Annotated in this window: 24 protein-coding genes; 18 read left to right on the forward strand and 6 right to left on the reverse strand. The window is 64.3% G+C overall.

The genetic code is table 11. The annotated features are described in order from the left end of the window. Positions 1-40: 40 nt before the first annotated feature. On the reverse strand, positions 41-1447 hold the full coding sequence (locus EPL00_RS16605) for a hemolysin family protein (protein WP_135853325.1): 1407 nt from the start codon (positions 1445-1447) through the stop codon (positions 41-43). A 113-nt stretch (positions 1448-1560) separates the two neighbouring features. Here EPL00_RS16605 and EPL00_RS16610 point away from each other — a divergent pair, with 113 nt between their 5' ends. The 7 genes from EPL00_RS16610 to EPL00_RS16640 all read left to right on the forward strand — a co-directional run bounded on the left by EPL00_RS16610 (position 1561) and on the right by EPL00_RS16640 (position 5550). Continuing rightward, positions 1561-1881 carry a glutathione S-transferase N-terminal domain-containing protein gene (locus EPL00_RS16610; RefSeq protein WP_135853324.1) on the forward strand — a complete coding sequence of 107 codons (321 nt, stop codon included), beginning with the start codon at positions 1561-1563 and terminating at the stop codon, positions 1879-1881. Then, complete coding sequence (locus EPL00_RS16615; protein ID WP_135853323.1) at positions 1881-2393, forward strand: redoxin domain-containing protein; 513 nt, start codon at positions 1881-1883, stop codon at positions 2391-2393. Before EPL00_RS16610 ends, EPL00_RS16615 begins: the two co-directional genes overlap by 1 nt. 209 nt (positions 2394-2602) lie before the next feature. Further along, entirely contained in the window at positions 2603-3316 is a 714-nt protein-coding gene (locus tag EPL00_RS16620) for a M23 family metallopeptidase (RefSeq protein ID WP_135853322.1), read from the forward strand. Positions 3317-3420: 104 nt separating this feature from the next. Then, the gene (locus EPL00_RS16625) at positions 3421-4164 is read left to right on the forward strand and encodes a peptidoglycan DD-metalloendopeptidase family protein (RefSeq protein WP_135853321.1); all 744 of its coding nucleotides are present in this window, start codon (positions 3421-3423) and stop codon (positions 4162-4164) included. 48 nt (positions 4165-4212) lie between these two features. Then, positions 4213-4800 (forward strand): L-threonylcarbamoyladenylate synthase, encoded by a 588-nt coding sequence (locus EPL00_RS16630; protein ID WP_135853320.1) that lies wholly within the window; start codon positions 4213-4215, stop codon positions 4798-4800. Positions 4801-4858: 58 nt separating this feature from the next. Further along, positions 4859-5077, forward strand: coding sequence for an AbrB/MazE/SpoVT family DNA-binding domain-containing protein (locus tag EPL00_RS16635; RefSeq protein WP_135853319.1), 219 nt, complete (start codon positions 4859-4861; stop codon positions 5075-5077). Further along, positions 5074-5550 carry a type II toxin-antitoxin system VapC family toxin gene (locus EPL00_RS16640; protein ID WP_368407952.1) on the forward strand — a complete coding sequence of 159 codons (477 nt, stop codon included), beginning with the start codon at positions 5074-5076 and terminating at the stop codon, positions 5548-5550. Before EPL00_RS16635 ends, EPL00_RS16640 begins: the two co-directional genes overlap by 4 nt. A 1-nt stretch (position 5551) precedes the next feature. On the opposite strand, the gene EPL00_RS16645 is transcribed toward EPL00_RS16640, so the two are convergent. Beyond that, positions 5552-6220 (reverse strand): CRISPR-associated protein Cas4, encoded by a 669-nt coding sequence (locus EPL00_RS16645; protein WP_135853317.1) that lies wholly within the window; start codon positions 6218-6220, stop codon positions 5552-5554. Positions 6221-6544: 324 nt separating this feature from the next. Beyond that, positions 6545-7147 (reverse strand): conditioned medium-induced protein 4, encoded by a 603-nt coding sequence (locus EPL00_RS16650; protein WP_135853316.1) that lies wholly within the window; start codon positions 7145-7147, stop codon positions 6545-6547. Between the two features lie 115 nt (positions 7148-7262). On the opposite strand from EPL00_RS16650, the gene EPL00_RS16655 reads away from it, so the two are divergent. The 5 genes from EPL00_RS16655 to EPL00_RS16675 all read left to right on the forward strand — a co-directional run bounded on the left by EPL00_RS16655 (position 7263) and on the right by EPL00_RS16675 (position 12249). Then, a complete protein-coding gene (locus EPL00_RS16655) occupies positions 7263-7847 on the forward strand; it encodes a biotin transporter BioY (protein ID WP_135853315.1) in 585 nt (194 codons plus the stop codon). Positions 7848-7904: 57 nt separating this feature from the next. Further along, on the forward strand, positions 7905-8714 hold the full coding sequence (locus EPL00_RS16660; RefSeq protein ID WP_135853314.1) for an energy-coupling factor ABC transporter ATP-binding protein: 810 nt from the start codon (positions 7905-7907) through the stop codon (positions 8712-8714). Next, complete coding sequence (locus EPL00_RS16665; RefSeq protein ID WP_135853313.1) at positions 8711-9418, forward strand: energy-coupling factor transporter transmembrane component T family protein; 708 nt, start codon at positions 8711-8713, stop codon at positions 9416-9418. Before EPL00_RS16660 ends, EPL00_RS16665 begins: the two co-directional genes overlap by 4 nt. A gap of 150 nt (positions 9419-9568) precedes the next feature. Beyond that, positions 9569-10030, forward strand: coding sequence for a hypothetical protein (locus EPL00_RS16670; protein ID WP_135853312.1), 462 nt, complete (start codon positions 9569-9571; stop codon positions 10028-10030). Between the two features lie 98 nt (positions 10031-10128). After that, positions 10129-12249, forward strand: coding sequence for a (Fe-S)-binding protein (locus tag EPL00_RS16675; RefSeq protein WP_135853311.1), 2121 nt, complete (start codon positions 10129-10131; stop codon positions 12247-12249). A 53-nt stretch (positions 12250-12302) separates the two neighbouring features. Here the strand turns inward: EPL00_RS16675 and EPL00_RS16680 are convergent, their stop codons facing one another. The 3 genes from EPL00_RS16680 to EPL00_RS16690 form a co-directional block, all read right to left on the reverse strand. Beyond that, positions 12303-12674 (reverse strand): type II toxin-antitoxin system VapC family toxin, encoded by a 372-nt coding sequence (locus tag EPL00_RS16680; RefSeq protein WP_394352081.1) that lies wholly within the window; start codon positions 12672-12674, stop codon positions 12303-12305. Positions 12675-12731: 57 nt separating this feature from the next. Then, on the reverse strand, positions 12732-13031 hold the full coding sequence (locus EPL00_RS16685; RefSeq protein ID WP_135853310.1) for a hypothetical protein: 300 nt from the start codon (positions 13029-13031) through the stop codon (positions 12732-12734). 235 nt (positions 13032-13266) lie between these two features. Further along, positions 13267-13983, reverse strand: a complete 717-nt coding sequence (locus EPL00_RS16690) for a DedA family protein (RefSeq protein WP_135853309.1) — start codon at positions 13981-13983, stop codon at positions 13267-13269. 173 nt (positions 13984-14156) lie between these two features. Here EPL00_RS16690 and hemB point away from each other — a divergent pair, with 173 nt between their 5' ends. The 6 genes from hemB (at position 14157) to EPL00_RS16720 (ending at position 19268) form a co-directional block, all read left to right on the forward strand. Beyond that, complete coding sequence (gene hemB / locus EPL00_RS16695; RefSeq protein ID WP_135853308.1) at positions 14157-15152, forward strand: porphobilinogen synthase; 996 nt, start codon at positions 14157-14159, stop codon at positions 15150-15152. Positions 15153-15256: 104 nt separating this feature from the next. Further along, positions 15257-15823, forward strand: coding sequence for a DUF7342 family protein (locus EPL00_RS16700; protein ID WP_135853307.1), 567 nt, complete (start codon positions 15257-15259; stop codon positions 15821-15823). A gap of 41 nt (positions 15824-15864) precedes the next feature. Then, on the forward strand, positions 15865-16293 hold the full coding sequence (locus EPL00_RS16705) for a hypothetical protein (protein WP_135853306.1): 429 nt from the start codon (positions 15865-15867) through the stop codon (positions 16291-16293). A gap of 337 nt (positions 16294-16630) precedes the next feature. Further along, a complete protein-coding gene (locus tag EPL00_RS16710; protein WP_238398225.1) occupies positions 16631-18301 on the forward strand; it encodes an ammonium transporter in 1671 nt (556 codons plus the stop codon). Positions 18302-18372: 71 nt separating this feature from the next. Continuing rightward, positions 18373-18798 (forward strand): DUF7522 family protein, encoded by a 426-nt coding sequence (locus EPL00_RS16715; RefSeq protein ID WP_135853305.1) that lies wholly within the window; start codon positions 18373-18375, stop codon positions 18796-18798. Between the two features lie 53 nt (positions 18799-18851). Continuing rightward, positions 18852-19268: a DUF5518 domain-containing protein gene (locus tag EPL00_RS16720; RefSeq protein WP_162224248.1), complete on the forward strand. Its 417-nt coding sequence runs from the start codon at positions 18852-18854 to the stop codon at positions 19266-19268. Positions 19269-19272: the final 4 nt, after the last annotated feature.

Consider the following 19272-nt stretch of genomic DNA (forward strand, 5'->3'; position numbering starts at 1 on the left):
CAAACTATGCTTCATCATAGGTAATCTGAAATCGACCTGTTCAGTTACTTCCCGTCTCGACGCCCTCTTCCAGTTCTTCCGCGCCGTCCTCACTCTCGGCGCGCTCCTCGCGGTCGAGTTTCGTCACCCGCGCCTTCATGATGCGGGTGTTCTCGACCTGTTCGACGTGGAGGCGCACGCCGTCGTAGGTGATGTCCTCGCCCTCCTCGACCAGTCGGCCCGCGCGGTTGAAGATGAACCCGGCGATGGTCTCGAACTCCTCGCCCTCGGGGAGGTCGATGTCCAGCGCCTCGTTGACCTCGTCGATGTTGAGTTCGCCCCGGACGATGATGGTCTCGTCGTCCACGTACTCGATGGGTTCCTCCTCTTCGCCTTCGAGGATGTCGCCGACGATCTCCTCGACCATGTCCTCCATCGTGACGAGTCCCTCGGTAGTCCCGAACTCGTCGATGACGATGACCATCTGCATCCGGTTCTCGCGCATCTCGGTCAGGAGTTCGTCCACGTTCTTGCTCTCGGGGACGTGGAGGGTCGGCTGAATCACGTCCTCCAGTTCGAGTTCGTCGTGTTCGCCGTAGGTATCCTCTCGGACCAGATCGCGGATGTGGATGACGCCGATGACGTTGTCGAGGCTCCCCTCGTAGACCGGGACGCGCTCGTGGCCGCTCTGGACCAGCGTCTCGATGGCCTCCTCGACGCTCGCGGTCTTGGGTACCGCGGTCATGTCGAGCCGAGGAGTCATCACTTCCTTCGCGATGGTGTTGTTGAACCGGAAGATGCGCTGGAGCATCTCGCGCTCGTCCTCCTCGATGACGCCCTCGCGCTCGCCGGTCTCGATCATGTCCTGAATCTCGTCGCGGGTAACGTAGGAGGTCTCGATGGCCGAGCGACCGCCCGTAACCTTGTTGACGAGACGGGTCAGGTAGTCGAACAGGACGACCAGCGGGAGGAGAACGTACTCCGAAATCTTCAGCGGGCGGGCGATGCGGAGTGCCCACGATTCGGTGTTCTCGACGGCGTAGGACTTCGGTGCGCTCTCGCCGAACAGCAGGACCAGCGAGGTGATTCCGAACGTCGAGATGAGGACGGCCGCACCCGCGCTCTCGACGTAGATGCCGACGAGCGCGGTCGCTATCGAGGACATCGCGATGTTGACGAGGTTGTTACCGACCAGAATCGTCACCAGCAGGCGATGGGGGTCGGATTTGAGTTGGGCGACCGCCTCCGCGCCGGGGACGCCGTCTTCCATGAGCGCGTCGACGCGGTGCTTGGCGAGCGAGAACATAGCGATTTCCGAAGAGGAGAAAAAGCCCGAGAGGGCGATGAGGACCACGATAGCCAAGGCTCCAAGAACCGTAATCTGCCCTTCGTTGAGGCCGACACCGAGGACGTTTGCCAGCGGAACGGCACCGACAGACGAGGCAGTGAGTATCGGAAGTGACACCATTCAACAACTCACCTTGAGAGTCGGAAGGATTAACTCTTTATTCTTTTCCCCGGAGATGACGCCGGACTGCCGCGAGCGAAGACCTTACCACCGATTCAGACGAACGGTGGGACATGAGCCAGTCAGCGTCCGGCAGTTCGGGGATTACGCTGTATCGCTTGGAGGCGTGTCCGTTCTGCGAGCGCGTGGTCCGAAAGCTACAGGAGTACGACCTCGACTACCGCTCGCGCTTCGTAGAGCCGATGCACAGCGACCGCAACGTCGTCAAGCGAATCTCGGGCAAGCGGACCGTCCCGGCAATCGTGGACGAGAACACGGGCGTCACGATGAGCGAGAGCGCCAACATCGTGGAGTACTTGGAGAAGACCTACGGCGAGGAGGCCCGAGCGGACGGCGGCGAGGCGCACGCAGACGCCGAAGGGGGTGACGCCTGATGGTGGATTTCGAGGTCGTGAGCCTTCCCGACACCGACCACGTAGACGTGGGCGACACCGCGCCCGACTTCACCCGGCCGCTGGTCAACGACGAGTTCTGGGAGGACGCCGCCCTCTCGGAGTTGACCGCCGAGGGACCGGTCCTGCTGGTCTTTTTCACGATGGACGGGGCGTTCCCCGCGACGTACATGTGGAACGAGATTCGGGACAGAGCGTGGGAAGCCGACGGCGACCTCACCATCGTCGGCCTCTCCATCTCGGACCCCTACGCTCACAAGCAACTCATCGAGGAGCGCGGGATGGACTACCGACTCTTCTCGGACCCGCAGAACGGCGTCGCCGAGGAGTACGGAATCGGCCACGACTTAGACGGAATGGCTGGCGTGAGCGAACCCCGGCCCGCCGTGTTCCTGCTGGACGACGAGCGCACCGTCGAGTACGCGTGGGTGGCCGACGAGTGGCCCGACTTCCCGGACTACGACGAAGTCGAGGACGCCATCGACGGACTGTAGACGAGCGCACCCGCCTCTCGCTGTCGGACCCGTACGGAGGGGACTCCTCGCGTTGGAACTTCGAGTGGAAATACGTGTTTTGACGCCTCGAAGCGTAGCCTGTATCCCGGCAGCGTTCTAGTATATCTTTCCATAGCTCCAATTTAGAATATTAGTATCGGACCATCTAGAATTAATTTTTAGTTGCTACAATAACTGTTGTAAAGTGCATGAACTTCGACAGGCGGAGCTTCCTGAAAGCGAGTAGTGCGGCAATCGTCGGCGGCGCGGCCCTCAGCGGGTCGGCCTCGGCGAGTCACGTCGGGGTCAGCGACCCGGTCATCTCGACGACCGACCTGAACATCCGCGAACAACCCAGTACCAGCGCGTCGGTCAAGGCCAGCGCGGACCAGTGGACCGGCGGTCACGTCGTGGACGGTCCCCGGAGCGCGGACGGCTACACGTGGTGGAAGGTCTCGTTCAACCAAGACAGCGACAACGGCCGCATCACCGGTTGGGTCGCGGAGGGCGACGCGTGGCTCGACGGCCCGACCGACTTCTCGTACCCCTGCTGGGGCTTCATCACCCAGACTTCCGCTCAAGACGGCGGTGCCATCGACATCGGCAACGACTACGGGACGCCGCTGGTCGCCGCGCGCGGGGGGACCGCTACCACCGGCTACGGCGACCGGTGTGGCTACTACGTCTCCATCGACCACGGCGGCGGCTGGACCAGCATCTACTGCCACATGCAGGAACGGTACGTCTCGAACGGCCAGACGGTCTCGGAAGGCCAGCAAATCGGCGAGATGGGTAGCACCGGCAACTCGACCGGGCCGCACGTTCACTTCGCCATCCGATACAACGGTGCGAACCAGAACATCCCCGGCTTCGACGGACAGGACCTCATCGCCGGGTCGGGCATCCCGAAGAGCTATCTGTAGGCCAGAGTTCATATTCCAGCTATTTTTGAAGTATTTCCAAATAACAATTAATTTGCTTTATAGTTAATTTTATTATTTGGTGCCGCATCTAGTGGAAAGAAGTCATGAAAGACGACAAAACCAGCAGACGCAGCTTCCTGAAAGCGAGCGGCGCAACGATTGCGGGCGCGGCGGCCCTCTCGGGGTCCGCGGCCGCGGCGAAAGACTACAGTTACCTGACGCCGGTGTTCACGACTTCGGACCTCAGCGTCCGGGAGAATCCGACGACGAGCGCGGCACGAAAGGCCGTCGCCAGCAATCGAACCGGCGGACGCGTGTTCGAGGGTCCCGAGACGGCGGACGGCTACAACTGGTGGAAGGTCCAGTTCTCCGGCGACGCGAACAACGGCTCGGTCACGGGTTGGGTCGCCGAAAACTGGCTCTCGTCGGCCAACTTCGCCTGTCCGATGACCGGTACCGTCACCTCGACGTACTGGGACACCCGCGACGGCGGCAGTCGCTACCACCGCGCGGTGGACTTCGCGGACGGCGGCGGCACGCCCATCCACGCGGCCGCGGGCGGCACCACCGAACACCGCTACGACGAAGGCGGCTACGGCAACTGGCTCCTCATCTACCACGGCAACGGCTGGAAGACCGGCTACGGACACCTCAGTTCGTTCAACGTCGGCGACGGCGTGTCGGTCAACCGCGGCGACGTGGTGGCCTACGAGGGCGACACCGGTGCTGGCACCGGCCCGCACCTCGACTTCCAAGTGTGGGACCCGAACTGGGAGAAGAAGCGTTCGTACTACGACGACGGCGACGCGGCCGTGCAGGGCACCGGCGTCCCGCGCGCATTCTTCTGACCGGTCACAGACGCTACGCTTTTTTCGACGGGTTCCCGAGGTAGCGCCATGACAGACGAGTCGATAGCGGCGGCGGCCGATGCGATTGGCAGGGGCGAACTCGTCGTTTACCCGACCGAGACGGTGTACGGCCTCGGCGCGGACGCGCTGGACGAGGAGGCAATCGAACGCGTCTTCGAGGCGAAACGCCGGGCGCGGGACAAGCCGGTCTCGCTCGCGGTGCCGGACGTGGACGCGGCGCTGGAGTACGTCCGCGCGACCGACCGCGAGGAGCGGTTCATGTGCGAGTTCCTCCCCGGTCCCGTCACCGTCCTGTGCGAGAAGCGCGAGGAGGTCCCGGACGCGTTGACCGGCGGGCGCTCGCGCGTGGGGATTCGAGTCCCCGACCACGAGGTCGCGCTCGCGCTCTTGGGCGAGACCGCGCCCGTCACGGCCACGAGCGCGAACGTGAGCGGGCGGCCGAGCGCGACCCGCGTCGCCGACCTCGACGACGAGATTCGAGACGCCGCGGCGGTCGTCGTGGACGGCGGCGAGACCGGCGGGACCGGGAGTACGGTCGTGAACGTCGCGGACGGGAGCATCGTGCGCGAGGGACCGAACGCCGACGACGTGCGGGCGTGGCTCGGCTCGGAGTAGTTCACCGAAATCAGTCACACCCGTAATACTTTTTTGGTATTACGACGGAGTATTACTTATGAGTCGAGTGACGAAGAAGGGCCAAGTAACGATCCCGAAGGAAGTGAGAGAGAACCTCGGGATTCGGCCCGGCGACGAAGTGGAGTTCGTCGAAACCGAGAGTGGCTATCAAATCAGGAAGGAAGCCGAAGAGAATCCCTTCGAGAAGTGGCGTGGAGTCGCCGACACCGAAAAAAGCGTCACGGAGCGGATGACCGAGTTACGGGGCGAACGGTGAAAACCGTCGTAGACACGAGTGCAGTAATTGCACTCATGAACTCCGACGAAAAGCACAACGAACGAGCGGCGGATTTACTCATGCAGGCGTACTCTGAGGGTGCGCTAATCGTTGCACCCGTGACGTACACCGAATTGAGTGCAGACTCGTACTTCCAGACCGCATCCGACCTCGACGCTTTTCTCGAAGACACCGGAATTCGTGTCGAAGAGCCAAACACGGATGCATTGTTCAGGGCAGGTGACGCGTTCCAAACGTATCTCGACCGGCGAGGTGAAGAACTCCAGTGTAGCGAGTGTGGTACAGAACGCGTCTTCGACTGTCCGAACTGCAATGCAAACGTCACCGCACGTCAGCACGTCCCTGCCGACTTTCTAATCGGCGCACAAGCAGAGACGCAAGCCGACCAGTTGCTGACGTTTGACGGTGGATTCTTCGAGACGTACTTTACCCTCGACATCCGCTCGTTCTGAATTAAAACCCCAGTAACGACTTCAGCGACCGCGTTTTCACGCCGCACTCCGCCCGAAAATCGCAGGCACCACACTTGGCGTCGTTCGTCAGCCGCGGCGGCGGGCCGTCGAGCGTCCGGGCGGCCTCGACCGCGGTCCGGTAGGCCGCCTTCCGACGCGTGCCGATGGAAATCTCGCGGACGATACCGTGGGTCGGGTACTCCACGAACGCGCGCTCGACGGACTCCTCGTTCTCCCACGAGAGCGCCTTCGCCGCGGCGACGAGTCGGACCGACTGGGGTTCCCAGACGCCCTGTTCCGGCGGGTCGCCGGTGAAGACCATGGCGGGCGTGGGCACGTCGAGCGACAGGACCTTGTGGACGATGCCCCGGCACTCCCTGCCCTCGGTCAACTGCTCGCGCTCGCTCGGGTCCCGAATCTCCGGCCACGCACCGTCGAACCGGTGGCGAGCGTGGTCCAGATTCGACCGGAACTCGTCGGGTTCGACCGCGAGCGGGAGAGTCGCTAACTCCTCGCGGTCGGCCGCCAGCAGGTCGCCGTAGCGAAAGGCCAGTTCCCGGCGCTCGGTAACTTCGTCGGGGACCGTTATCTCGTCCTCGCGCCGTCGGTAGTACAACTTCCGCGGGCAGTACGCCGCGGTTTCGAGATCGCTGAACGGAATCTTCGACACGCGAATGGTTCGTCCCGGCTTCGGAGATAAATCTTGACCAACTATAGACACGTTAAAGAAAGGAAGATATGTTTCTGACCGACGAAGTTATCGAGCGCCCGGCCGAACCCCTGACGGCAGAAACTCGACTAAGCCACCGATACGGAACTAGCATCCGTGCGAGCGAAGCGAGCGCGGTTCACCGCGAGCAACGCGAGCGGACCAAGGAACCGTCGAAGGAGCGTCCGAACGAAGTGAGGACCGACCGAGGCGGTGACGCCGTGTTTTTGATCGAGCTTTTGCAAGGGCGGCGCTCTCGTGCGCCGCCCGCAGGAAAAGGTCGTCTCAGAAGGAAACGTTCGTCTCCATCCCCTCGGTCGCGTCGTCCAAGCCGTCCTCTTGAACGCTCTCGGTCATTCGGTCCGAGAGTTCGCGGTCCTGAAGGATGTTCTCGAACTCGTTGCGGAACTGGTCGTTGACGGTGCGGCGCTGTCGTTTGGCCTCGACGACCCGGCGGTAGCGCCGGACCGTCGATTCGCTCACGTCGAGTTCGGCGGCGCACTCGCTGGTCGAGGAGTCCGCTTCGAGGAGGTCCCGAAGTGCGTCCAACTCGAAAGGCGCGTCTTCGTCGGCGTCGCGCAAGAGGTGGAGGTCGATGCGGGCGCGAGCCACCGTCTTGCCCAGCGAGGCGTCGCCCAACTCGCGGGCGATGTCGGCGTCGGAATCGCCCGCGTAGAAGCCGCGGACGACGGTTACGAGGTCCGTGTCCGAGAGCGTCGTGGCGAAGTCGTAGCGGTCGCGCATCTGTCCGACGACCTCCGCCAACCGGTCGTCGATAGCCGCCTCCGAATCCAGTGACCCGTGGGTCTCGACCTGCTGTTCGGTGACGGTGGATTCGTCGGTGACATCCATGAAGATGTCCCGGAGTTCCTCTGTCTTCTCGTCCATTATTTTACGATGTGGGGTGGGTCGTGATGGGTGTATAAAAACCTGTCGGCGGATGGGAACCACGCGAGCGTCGTCAACCGAAGCCCTCTTTCCGGTTGACAGTCCACGGGCGAGTATGAGTACCGACACGGCTTCAGTCGAGTTGGTCGGCGAGGAAACCGCCGAAAACGTCGCCCGCGCGGCCCTGCTGGCCGCGCTCACGGGAGCGTTCGCCTACGTCTCGTTCCCGAATCCGGTTTCACCCGCACCGGTGAGTCTGCAAGTACTGGGCGTCTTCCTCGCCGGACTCCTGCTCGGTCCGGTCTGGGGCGGCGTCTCGATGGCGCTGTACCTCGCCGCCGGAGCGGTCGGCGCGCCCGTCTTCGCTGGCGGGTCCGCCGGAGTCGCGGTGCTGTGGATTCAACCGACCAGTGGCTATCTCTGGTCGTACCCCGTCGCGGCGCTCCTCGTCGGTGCAATCGCACACGGCGGTCTCCAGTTGCGCGAGTCGGTTCCCCGCTCCATCCCGCGACTCGTCGGCGCGATGGTCGTCGGCACCGCCGTCATCTACGCCTTCGGCGTGGGCGTGATGTCGTTCGTCCTCGACATGACCCTCCAGAAGGCGTTCCTCGCCGGAGCGGCCGCCTTCATCCCCGCCGAAGCGTTCAAAATCGCGGCCGCCATCGGCGTCGTCCGGAGCGACCAAATCGTCGCCGAGTAGCGAGACGAAGACGAGACAGGGACCACAAAGAGATTCGAGGACACACGAGGACAGTTCATGATAGAGACCCGAAATCTGGTCCACCGGTACGGCGGCGCTGGCGACGCCAGCGGAGGAGACGACGAGGAGAGCGTCGAGAGCGACGGCAGTGGCGGTGACGCCAGTGACGGCGACGACCACAGACCCGCCGCAGTAGACGGCATCTCGCTCCGTATCCCGGACGGCGAGTTCGTCCTGCTGGCTGGCCCGAACGGGTCGGGCAAGTCCACGCTCGTCCGGCACTTCAACGGCCTGCTGGACCCCGACGAGGGCGAGGTGCTGGTGGACGGTACGCCCGTCGCCGACGACCTCGTGGCGGCCCGGACCAGCGTCGGGATGGTGTTCCAGCAACCCCGCGACGGGTTCGTCGCGGCCACGGTCGGCGCGGACGTGGCGTTCGGCCCGGAGAATCTGGGCCTCTCTCACGACGAGATAGACCGGCGAGTCTCCGACGCGCTCGCGGCGGTGAACATGGCGGGCCGCCGCGACGAGCGCATCGACGAACTCTCGGGCGGCGAGCGCGAGCGCGTCGCCATCGCGGGTGCGCTGGCGATGGACCCCGACCACCTCGTGCTGGACGAACCGTTCACCGGACTGGACGCGCCGGCGCGCGAGTCGGTGGTCGAGCAGTTGCGGAGTCTGAAAGCGTCGGGCACCGGCGTCCTCCTCGTGACTCACGACCTCCGGGACGCCTTCGACCTCGCGGACCGAATCGTCGCGCTCGCGGACGGGCAGGTGGCCGTGGACGAGGTGCCCGCTGACGCCCGCGAGCGGCTTCCGGACCTCGGGATTCGCGTGCCGCCGCGGGAGGTTTCCGGAAAACGGTGACGCTCAGTTACCGCCCCGGCGACTCGCTCGCCCACCGACTCGACCCCCGGAGCAAGCTGGCCTTTCAGGTCGCGTTCGCGCTCGCGGCGTTCGCGCACACGACTCCTCGGGGACTCGCCGCGCTGACCGCGCTCGTCCTCGGGGTCCTCGTCGCGTCGGGGCTGTCGGTCCGGCGGGCGCTCGCGGAGTACCGGTTCGTCTTCCCGTTCCTCGTCGCCGGACCGCTGTTCTCGGCGGCGACGCTCGGCCCGCCGTGGATTCGCTGGCAGGCCGGGTTCGACACCCTGCTCGCGAGCTATCGCGTCGTGTTGGTCCTGCTGGTGAGCGCGGCGTACCTCCGGACGACGCCGGTCAGGGACTCGCGCGCCGCGATTCAGCGCCTCGTGCCGGGGAAAACCGGGCGACTCCTCGGGACGGGCGTCGGCTTCGTCTTCCGGTTCCTGCCGGTCTTGCAGGCGGACCTCCGGCGGATTCGAGACGCCTCGGCCGCGCGACTCGGCGACCAGCAGTCGCTCGTCGCCCGGATGCGCCGGGTCGGCATCTCGGGACTGGCGCGGGCGCTCTCGCGGGCCGACCGGTTCGCGCTCGCGCTCCGGGCGCGGTGTTTCTCGTGGAACCCGACGCTTCCGCCGCTGGCGTTCTCGCGGGCCGACCTGCCGGTCTTCGGCGCGAGTCTCACGTTGCTCGCGTGGGCGGTAGTCTGAACCGTCGCCGACAGAGAACGAACGTCCTCGCCACCGGGTCGCAGTTCCGACTCCGAACCGAAGGATGCGAACAGTTCCGGAAATTAACTAATCGAGGAGGGAGCGAGACCATCAGTGTGAGTTATCTCGCACCCCGTGCCATCGACTGTCATGGGAATCCTTCGAGGCACCAAACTGGCGTTCGTCGGGGTAGTCGGTGCGGCCCTCGCGTGGTGGTTCGGAGTCGGGCCGATGCTACGAGAGTACGAAGTAGTCGAGGCGGCCCTCCGGTTGCCGGTAATCGCGCGACTCGTCGAGGAGTACGCCGCCCTCCTCGACTGGAGCGTCGGGGTCTTCGTCGCCGTCGTCGTCGCCGACCTGTTCGGCTACCTCGGGGCGCGGAACACGAATCGGAACGTCGAACTGAGTTCGACGTTGGGTGTCGGCAAAGGAGCGAGTGCAGTCGTCGCGGGAGTCGTCGTGTTGGCGTTCGAAGAACCTCTCTTCGCCGAGTTCGCGCGCCGAGCGCCCGAGGTCACGGATTTCGTTCGGACGTACCTCGGGGAGGCCGGGTTCTGCTTCGCGCTCGGAATCTGGGCCGGTGCGGTCGTCGCGGACGTGATACGGCTGTGACTCGATAGCGGGAAAACTGTAAACTCCGAGTCCGTTTTCGGCCGGGGAAGCGGGCTGAGTCGGTAAAACTTAAGCGAATCCTGTGCCCCGTGTACAACATGGCAAAATTTGTGCTGGCGCAGGCGGGGAGCGAGGCCACCCGCCCCACGTTTTGGAAGATCGGCCATCTGGGCGAGGCCATCTTCTACTACCTCGCGGCGGTGGCGATAGCCATCTTCGCCGTCGGGGCCTACCAGCGATTCGCGACCTACGCGCAGGGGACCGAATCGTGGTTCGACCGCCTCGACGACCTCACGGGGCGCATCGTCTCCGCGACGAAAATCGTCTTCTCGAACCAGAAGCAGTTCGACCGGGACCTCTACGGAGGTCTGATGCACGCGTTCATCTTCTGGGGCTTCCTGACCCTCCTCATCGGGACGACGATTCTGATGATAGACATGGACATCTGGACGAAGGCGCTCGGCCAGCCCTCGTTCTTCGAGGGCGCGTTCTACCTTTCGTACTCGCTGGTGATGGACGCGATGGGACTGCTGTTCGTCGTCGGCGTCGGCATGGCCATCTACCGTCGCTACTGGGTCCGGGAGGGTCGCCTCTGGGGCAAGCACACCTCGACGGAGGACGACCTGTTCGTCTGGACGCTCTTCCTGCTCGGCGTCGGCGGCTATCTCACCGAGGGCGTCCGCATCCTCGGCACGAGCGCGACCCGCGACGTGTCCTTCGAGACGGTGAGCTTCGTCGGTTGGTTCGTCTACGACGTGTTGCAGGTCGCGGGCGTGACCCCCGCGATGGCGACCGCGGCCTACCCCGTCATCTGGTGGTCTCACGCGCTGTTGGCGCTCGCGTTCGTCGCCGCGATTCCCTACGCCAAACCGTTCCACATGATTTCGAGCTTCGCCAACGTCGTCACGCGCGACGAGAAGGCGGGCAAGCGCCTCCCCGGCGTTCCGGACGACGCCAGCCCCGAGGAGATCGGTCACGGCTCCATCGAGGACTTCTCGTGGAAGGAACTGCTCGACCACGACGCCTGTACGAAGTGCGGTCGCTGTTCGTCGGTCTGTCCCGCGAAGGCCTCGGGCCGACCGCTCGACCCCCGCGACGTGATTCTCGACCTGAAACAGTACCGCGAGGACCTCGAAGCGGGCCGGACCGAGGAGAAAGACATCATCGCCGACGGCGGTGCCTCGGTCATCAATTCGGAGACGATGGAGTCCTGCATGTCGTGCATGGCCTGCATGGACGCCTGTCCCGTCGAAATCGAACACGTCGAGCAGTTCACGCAGATGAACCGGCGGCTCACCGAGTCGGGCCAGATGGACAAAAACGTCCAAGACGCGATGATGAACGTGTTCCAGAACGGCAACACGTTCGGCGAACCCCAGCGCAAGCGCCCCGACTGGGCCGACGAGTTGGACTTCGAGATTCCCGACGCGCGCGACGAATCCGTCGAGTATCTGTGGTACGTCGGCGACTACCCGAGCTTCGACGAGCGCAACCGGAAGGTGGCCCGCTCGTTGGCGACCATCCTCGAGGAGTCCGGCGTCGAGTACGGCATCCTCTACGACGACGAGCAGGCCGACGGCAACGACGTGCGCCGCGTCGGCGAGGAGGGCCTCTACGAGATGCTGGTCGAGGACAACGCCGAGGCCATCCAGAACTGCGACTACGACAAAATCGTCTGCACGGACCCCCACAGCTACAACACCTTCAAGAACGAGTATCCCGAGTTCGAGGAGTGCGACTGGACCGAAGACGACGTGTTCCACTACACGCAGGTCGTCGAGAACCTGTTCCGCAAGTTGGGTCTCTCGGGCAACGAACTCGACTACACCGTCACCTACCACGACCCCTGTCACCTCGGCCGGTACAACGACGAGTACGAGGCACCCCGCGAAATCGTGAAAGCGACGGGCTGTGAGCTGGACGAGATGCCCCGCAACCGCGACGATTCGTTCTGTTGTGGCGGCGGCGGTGGCGGCCTCTGGATGGACTTCGAGGAGGACCCCAAGCCGAGCGAGGAGCGCCTGCGCGAGGCGCTGAACGACACCGACGCGGGAGGCCGCGTCGAGAAGTTCGTCGTCGCCTGCCCGATGTGCATGACGATGTACGAGGACGGCCGCAAGACCGGCGGCTACGAGGAGGACATCGACATCGTGGACGTGTCGGAACTCCTCGTGGAGGCCATCGGCCGGAAAGAGCAGGTCGAAGTCGCGGCGGACTGAACTGGGACCGACCGAATCCGACCAACCAATTCGACCGACCGAACCGCGACCGACTACGCCGCGATTTCCGCCGGGTCGAGTCGCGGAACGAGACCGTCGAAATCGTCGTCGAACGCCAGCACCGCGTCGAAACCGTGTTCTTCTATCAGCGCAACCGTGGACGCGTCGGTGAAACTGAGGTCGTGGTCCCGGTAGCGGTCGAAGACCGCGACCGACCGGTCGAACAACTCCTCGGAGATGGTGACGAAATCTATCGCGTCGGGGTATCGGTCGCGGCCGAGAATTCGGTCTCCGACGACGGCCGCCTCCCGGAAACTGTTCGTTCGGCTACGAACGAGCGTCACCGTCTCGTCGTAAACGTAATCCGTCGTGTACGGACGACCGAACTCGCCGGACGTAACTCTCGACAGCGCCGCCGTCGCTATCTCGTGATTCGCGTTCGTTCTGGACGGCGCAGAAGACGCCGGTGTCGATGACGACGCTCATTTCCCGTACAGCGTCCGGTCTATCTCGTCTTCGGAGGTTTCGACGCCCCAGTCGCTCGTTCCTGCGAGAAAGGCGTCCCGCTCATCTTCCGAGAGACCTTCCCAGTCGTCGGAATCGGACTCACCCGCGTCGCGGAACGACGCGACGAACGCCGCCTTCGAGTCGTACCCCTCGCCGACGAGTCGGTCGAGGAGTTCCCGCTGGCTCACCTCCCGGCCGGTGGCCTCCTCGACCGCCGCTTGCAGTTGCTCTAATCGTCGCTTCGTCCGGTCCGAAACGTCCACCGACGAACTCATGCTATCAAACTGTTGTCCGTTTTCGTATTTGAAGGTTCGCCCAAAAACGACGACTGCCGCACCCATCGCGGCAGAGGTGCGCTCGCGTGAGTTCATTGCATGGCACGCGATGAATCGGCACGCGAGCGCAAATCGACCTACGAACCGAGCGTTGTTAGGTCTGACGCCTACCAGTTCGGAGAGAAACGCGCGGGGATAGCACGAGGAGTTCGTCGGGAGCAGAGAACGACCGGGGTTAGAGGAACCCGAAGAAGCCCTGCCCGGCCAAATAGAGCGCGGCCACCGCGAGCCACGACTGGAAGACGAGCGTGCCCAGCGCCGAGAGGAGAACGAACTCCCAGTCGCGCATCTCGGCGAACCCGGCCGGAACGGTGAGCATCCCGCGAGTGAACAGCAGGGCGTTGCTGACCGGGACGATGATTCGGCCCCACTTCTGGAACCAGCCGTCGAAGCGGTCGAGTTGCTCCTCGTCGATTCGGAACCACCGCTTTTTCAGCAGGTACTCGCGGCCGCCCCGCTTGGCCAGCGAGAACAGCGCGAACTGGCCGATGGTCGCGCCGACGACCGCGACGAGGATGACCGCGGCGATGGCGTCGTAGTCGCTCGCGGAGTCGGCCAGCAAGGTGACCCCGATGGGGACGAGGCTCTCGCTCGGCGCGAAATAGAGGAGCATCGCGCCCTCCAAGATGAGGATGAGAAACAGCGCGAGCAGGCCGTACTGGTCGAGCCACGCTCGGGCTAGCTCCTCGTTGCCGACGAAGAACAGGCCGACGCCGACCACTGCCGCGAGGACGATGCCCACGGTCAGTAGGACGACGCCGTTGTCGGCCAGAAACTCCCGGACGCGGCCGGGTTCGGTCGCGTTCGACAGCAACACGCCTCCGAGGACGATTACGACGAACCCGAGCGCGACTGGCGCGTCGGGAGCGACGAGAGCGGGCGGGGACAGCATTCGTGAGTGTCGTATCGACTGGGCGTAGTAAATGCGTTGTGACCCCGACCGAGTAGGAATCGCCGACGGACCCCGAACAGGAGCGGTGAATCGACGCCGAGGAGACCGGCGAATCGCCGCGAAGGGGTCGCCGCGAGCGACGCGGTTTTGAGACCCGCGGCGCAAGTGCCGACATGGACCTCACCGACCGGCCCCGCCGCCTCCGGCGGGACGGAATCCGCGAGATGGTCAGCGAGACCGACGTAGACGCCAGCGACCTCATCGCGCCCGTGTTCGTGGACGCGACGACCGACCAGCGAGTCCCTATCGAGACGATGCCGGGCCACGAGCGCGTCCCGGTCGAGGAGGCCGTCGCGCGCGTCGAGGAGGTACTCGAAACCGGCGTCGAGGCGGTCATGCTCTTCGGCATCCCCGAGTCGAAAGACGAGCGCGGGACTCGGGCGTGGGCCGACGACGGCGTGGTGCAGGAGGCGACGCGGCGCGTCACGAGCGAAACCGACGCCTACGTCATCACGGACGTGTGCCTCTGTGAGTACACGAGTCACGGCCACTGCGGCGTACTGGAAGAAAACGTAAGCGAGAGTCTGAGCGAGCGCGAGGCCCGCCTCACGGTGAAGAACGACGAGACGCTAGACTTGCTCGGGAAGATTGCGACCTCCCACGCCGAGGCTGGCGCAGAGATGGTCGCGCCCTCGGGCATGATGGACGGGATGGTCGGCGCGATTCGGGAATCGCTGGACGCCGCGGGCTTCCCGGACGTGCCAATCATGAGCTACGCCGCGAAGTACGAGTCGGCGTTCTACGGTCCCTTCCGCGACGCGGCCGACGGCGCGCCCCAGTTCGGCGACCGGCGACACTACCAGATGGACCCCGCGAACCGCCGGGAGGCCAGCCGCGAGGTCAGTCTCGATGTCGAACAGGGCGCGGACGTGCTGATGGTCAAGCCCGCGCTCCCCTATCTCGACATCGTGGCCGACCTCCGCGAGGAGTTCGACCGTCCAGTCGCGGCCTACAACGTCTCCGGGGAGTACGCGATGCTCCACGCCGCCAGCGAGAAGGGGTGGCTCGACTTGGAGGAGGTGGCGATGGAGTCGCTGGTGTCCATCAAGCGGGCGGGCGCGGACCTGATTCTGACGTACTTCGCGGAGGACGTGGCGGAACAGCTTTGAATCGCCGAGCGGCCCTTTTCGTCGGCTTCAGTAATATCACTCCTCGTCCGCCAAGAAATCGGCCTGCACAAAATATAATCAGTAGTAGCTCAAATAATCCTGTAATGGCTGAACACACTGGCGAACCGTCCGTTCCGTCGCCGCTGGACGACTACCGAGCGAAAACGGAGAGTCGGAGCGCCTTGGACCGTGTGTCGATACTCGTCCCGAATCTGACCGAGAAGACTACCGTGGCGGAAGTCGCAGACAACGCCGACGTGTCGAAAGAGACCGCCAGAAAGCATCTGAACCACTTCGAGAACTGGAACGTGCTTGTCCGGACCGGAAAGAACCCGGAGACGTTCGTCCGGAACGAGTCGTACTTCGACTGGCTCAGGGTCGATACGCTCCAGCGCGAGCAGTCCGTCGAAGAGCTACAGGAGACCCTAAGCGAACTCGCGGAGGAAGACGAGCAGTTCGCCGAGGAGTTCGACGTGGATTCGCCCAGAGACGTAGATATTTTGAGTGGAGGGTACGAGAATGCGGGAGAGTCGGCGGAGAAAATCCGACGGTGGCAGAGCGTCCGCGACCGGATGGACGACGTGGCGGCCGCGCTCCGAAACGAACTCGACCTCGGTTCGACTGCTCCGCGGGACGATAGTTCCGGAAACCGTCTCCGGATTTCGGAATAAGTATATTTAAATTGTGTAGTCAAAATAGTCTAACTAGCGTCGTGAGTCGAGCGCCAGTAGACGACCGGGTGTTGCGCGACATCGCCGACGAGTGGCGAGGACTAACTTGGGTGACGGCTATCGCTGTCCGACCGCGAAATAAACCGAAGAAGGCGGTCATCGAACTCGAATCCGACTATTACCCGAGTGAAGTCCGACAAGTATCGGTCGAGTTCGAGGTACTGATAAGCGGAGACTTCTTCGCCACGTATCGTGAGGTCTGGGACCGAGAGGCCGACGATTACCGGTGTCGATGGGACCGGCACCCGAACGACCACAACTCCAGAGACCACTTCCACGAACCGCCGGACTGCGAACGGGCGATAGACAGAGACGACTTTCCGAAGTACCCGTACCAGATGACCGAACTCGTTCTCCGGTTCGTAGAGCGCCGACGCGGGACGGCGTTCGAGGAGTCACGACTCGACTGACGTTTCGACGCCCGAGATGCTCGGTTTCTCGCGCGCGTCGCCGACTCGTGGGATACCCTGCCAGTCGCGGACCCCGGCCTACGAACGTCAGGAAATCGACCGCCCGAACGTCCGCTTTCTGGACGGAATACAACCTTATATCCGTATTATCCGATTTTAAATCGGACGGTCGTCTACCGCAGACACGATATTCTGTATATCTTCAACACTTACCCTTATGTACTGCTTTGCCGTCACACTATATCGTGAGCGAACACACGAACTCGGTGGAATTCGAGATATTCCTGAACAGTCGTCCAGACGATTTGGTGGAGATGCCGACCGAGGAGGGAGAGAGATGCTAGATGCACCCATGCAGGTGGACCCCTCGTCGATAGCCAGCGGGGTCAACAACGTCTGGGTCCTGACCGTGACCTTCCTCATCTTCTTCATGCACGCGGGCTTCGCGATGCTGGAGGCCGGGCAGGTTCGGTCGAAGAACGTCGCCAACCAGTTGACGAAGAACATGCTGACGTGGAGCGTCGGCGTGCTGGTCTACTTCCTCGTCGGCGCGGGCATCTCGTCGGTCGTCGGCGGGGCCGCCGACCCCTTCGCCTACGTCTCGGGCGGCTCGGACTCGTGGATAGGCTGGCTCTTCGGCGCGGTGTTCGCCATGACCGCGGCGACCATCGTCTCCGGCGCTGTCGCGGGCCGCGCGAAGCTCCGGGCCTACGTGAGCTACACCGTCCTGCTGGCGGCGGTCATCTACCCGGTCGTCGTCGGCTTCACGTGGGCTGGCGGCTTCCTGAACGACATCGGACCGGGCTTTCAGGACTTCGCGGGCGGCGTCATCGTCCACGGGATGGGCGGCATCGCGGGCCTGACCGCGGCGTGGATTCTCGGCCCCCGGATGGACCGCTACGACGACGACGGCTCGGTCAACGTCATCCCCGGCCACTCCATCACCTTCGCGGTACTCGGGACGCTCATCCTCTGTTTCGGCTGGTACGGCTTCAACGTCGGCACGGCCGCGAGCGTCTTCGTGGTCGAGAACGGGACGCTCGCGCTCGGCGCGTTCGCCGACACGGTGGGCCGCGTCGCGCTGACCACCACGCTGGGCATGGCCGCGGGTGCAATCGGCGCGAGCGCCGTCTCGCTGGTCAAGACGAAGAAAGTCGATACGCTCTACGTCGCCAACGGAATGTTGGCCGGACTGGTCGGCATCACCAGCAACACGAACGGGATTACGTGGGTCGGCGCGCTAGTCGTCGGCCTGCTGGCTGGCGGACAGCTTCCGGTCGTCTTCGAGTTCGTGGAGAAGAAGCTGAAGATAGACGACGTGTGCGCGGTCTTTCCGGTCCACGGCTCGGCGGGTCTCCTCGGGGCGCTCGCGTTCCCCTTCTTCGCCATTCCGGGCTACGAGGTCAGCTTCGTCGCCCAACTGGTCGGCGTCTCGGTCATCGCGCTGTGGACGGTCGCCGGGACCGGACTCGTCTTCGGCGTGTTGAAACTGCTGGGACAGGCCCGCGTCAGCGCGGAACACGAGCGCGAGGGCCTCGACATCGCGGAACACGGCGTGGACACCTACCCCGAGTTCGGCGGGCCCGACGTGGACGCGGGCGCGGTCAGAACTGACGGTAGCGGTGTCGTCCGCGCGGACGGTGCGGGCGACCCGCCCAACGCGGGGAAGATCAAGATGGTCACGGCCGTCGTCCGGCCCGACCGCCTCAGCAACGTCAAGACCGCCCTCGCCCAAGTAGGCGCGCCGAGCCTCACGGTCACGAACGTCTCGGGCCGCGGGAGCCAGCCCGCCAAGACCGGCCAGTGGCGCGGCGAGGAGTACACCGTGGACCTCCACCAGAAGGTCAAAGTCGAGTGCGTCGTCGCCGACGTGCCCGCCGACGAGGTAGTCGAAGCCATCCGCGAGGCCGCCGACACGGGCGAGCCGGGCGACGGCAAGATATTCGTCGTGCCGGTCGAGGACGCCTGTCAGGTCCGGACCGGCGTCCGCGGTCCGGAAGCGGTGTAGCGCACTCCCGAACGCCTCCTCTCTTTCCGGTCCGCGAAAGTTTATTATCGCGGTCCGAGTCTCGATTCACGATGAACAACGGGGAAGTGACCGACGGCGGCGAGCCTCTCGTCGATTTCCTGCGGTCGAAGGCCGGAGATTCACTGCGAGGCGTCATCAGATACGACAGCGACGACTACCGGTTCCTCTACGTCCGAACCGACGTTACCGAGGCCTACGGCGGAACGTCGAATTTCGAGGCGGTGGTCAGACAGTACCGGGAAGCCGAGCCGACCGAGTCCAAGCAGGAGGGGACCCTCTACGCCGGAAACCATCACGTCACGGTCCGGCTGTACGACGACGCCGCGATTCTTCACTTCCCGCAGGGCGAGGAGTACGGAACCATCGTGAGCGTGGACCCGAACGTCGCGCAGGGGCTATCGACGTTCACGTACGACTGTCTCGAACGCATCTTTCGGGATTCCCCCCAGCGAATCTCGAACGTGCCCGACTGGTAGCGCGCCGCGGCCCGGAGCCAACGTATATCCCGTCTCGCCGGGAAACACTCGCCATGGTCGAGAAACAGACTACCGCTCGGTCCGCCGACCGCCCTCCCGCTACCGGCAGGCGTCCGCCCGACGACGACCCCAACACACTGATGAACGCTATCGTCGGTGCCGTCGTGACGGTCGTCACCGCGCCCGCGCTCCCGTTCGCGGCCATCGCTGGCGGCGGGGTCGCGGGCTACTTGCAGGGGACGGACCTCGGAGACGGCGCGAAGGTCGGTGCCATCTCCGGCGCGCTGGCGGCGGTTCCGGCGTTCTTCTTCGCGTGGTTCGTCGCGGCCTTCCTCCTGCTCGGCGCGGACCCAGTTCTCGCAGTCACGAGCGTCTTCGCGGTTCTCCTCTTCGTGGTCGTCGCTGGCTACCTCGTCGGTGCCGGGGCGCTCGGCGGCGCGCTCGGCGCGTACCTACACCGGGAACTCTGAGCCG

It is taken from the genome of Halorussus salinus, from assembly GCF_004765815.2.
GTDB classification, from domain to species: domain Archaea; phylum Halobacteriota; class Halobacteria; order Halobacteriales; family Haladaptataceae; genus Halorussus; species Halorussus salinus.

Bases quoted from the DNA above. Each gene is read 5' to 3' on its own strand.
- EPL00_RS16605 (WP_135853325.1), bottom strand. From the start codon at position 1,447: ATGGTGTCACTTCCGATACTCACTGCCTCGTCTGTCGGTGCCGTTCCG.
- EPL00_RS16610 (WP_135853324.1), top strand. From the start codon at position 1,561: ATGAGCCAGTCAGCGTCCGGCAGTTCGGGGATTACGCTGTATCGCTTG.
- EPL00_RS16615 (WP_135853323.1), top strand. From the start codon at position 1,881: ATGGTGGATTTCGAGGTCGTGAGCCTTCCCGACACCGACCACGTAGAC.
- EPL00_RS16620 (WP_135853322.1), top strand. From the start codon at position 2,603: ATGAACTTCGACAGGCGGAGCTTCCTGAAAGCGAGTAGTGCGGCAATC.
- EPL00_RS16625 (WP_135853321.1), top strand. From the start codon at position 3,421: ATGAAAGACGACAAAACCAGCAGACGCAGCTTCCTGAAAGCGAGCGGC.
- EPL00_RS16630 (WP_135853320.1), top strand. From the start codon at position 4,213: ATGACAGACGAGTCGATAGCGGCGGCGGCCGATGCGATTGGCAGGGGC.
- EPL00_RS16635 (WP_135853319.1), top strand. From the start codon at position 4,859: ATGAGTCGAGTGACGAAGAAGGGCCAAGTAACGATCCCGAAGGAAGTG.
- EPL00_RS16650 (WP_135853316.1), bottom strand. From the start codon at position 7,147: ATGGACGAGAAGACAGAGGAACTCCGGGACATCTTCATGGATGTCACC.
- EPL00_RS16655 (WP_135853315.1), top strand. From the start codon at position 7,263: ATGAGTACCGACACGGCTTCAGTCGAGTTGGTCGGCGAGGAAACCGCC.
- EPL00_RS16660 (WP_135853314.1), top strand. From the start codon at position 7,905: ATGATAGAGACCCGAAATCTGGTCCACCGGTACGGCGGCGCTGGCGAC.
- EPL00_RS16670 (WP_135853312.1), top strand. From the start codon at position 9,569: ATGGGAATCCTTCGAGGCACCAAACTGGCGTTCGTCGGGGTAGTCGGT.
- EPL00_RS16675 (WP_135853311.1), top strand. From the start codon at position 10,129: ATGGCAAAATTTGTGCTGGCGCAGGCGGGGAGCGAGGCCACCCGCCCC.
- EPL00_RS16685 (WP_135853310.1), bottom strand. From the start codon at position 13,031: ATGAGTTCGTCGGTGGACGTTTCGGACCGGACGAAGCGACGATTAGAG.
- EPL00_RS16690 (WP_135853309.1), bottom strand. From the start codon at position 13,983: ATGCTGTCCCCGCCCGCTCTCGTCGCTCCCGACGCGCCAGTCGCGCTC.
- hemB (WP_135853308.1), top strand. From the start codon at position 14,157: ATGGACCTCACCGACCGGCCCCGCCGCCTCCGGCGGGACGGAATCCGC.
- EPL00_RS16700 (WP_135853307.1), top strand. From the start codon at position 15,257: ATGGCTGAACACACTGGCGAACCGTCCGTTCCGTCGCCGCTGGACGAC.
- EPL00_RS16710 (WP_238398225.1), top strand. From the start codon at position 16,631: ATGCTAGATGCACCCATGCAGGTGGACCCCTCGTCGATAGCCAGCGGG.
- EPL00_RS16715 (WP_135853305.1), top strand. From the start codon at position 18,373: ATGAACAACGGGGAAGTGACCGACGGCGGCGAGCCTCTCGTCGATTTC.
- EPL00_RS16720 (WP_162224248.1), top strand. From the start codon at position 18,852: ATGGTCGAGAAACAGACTACCGCTCGGTCCGCCGACCGCCCTCCCGCT.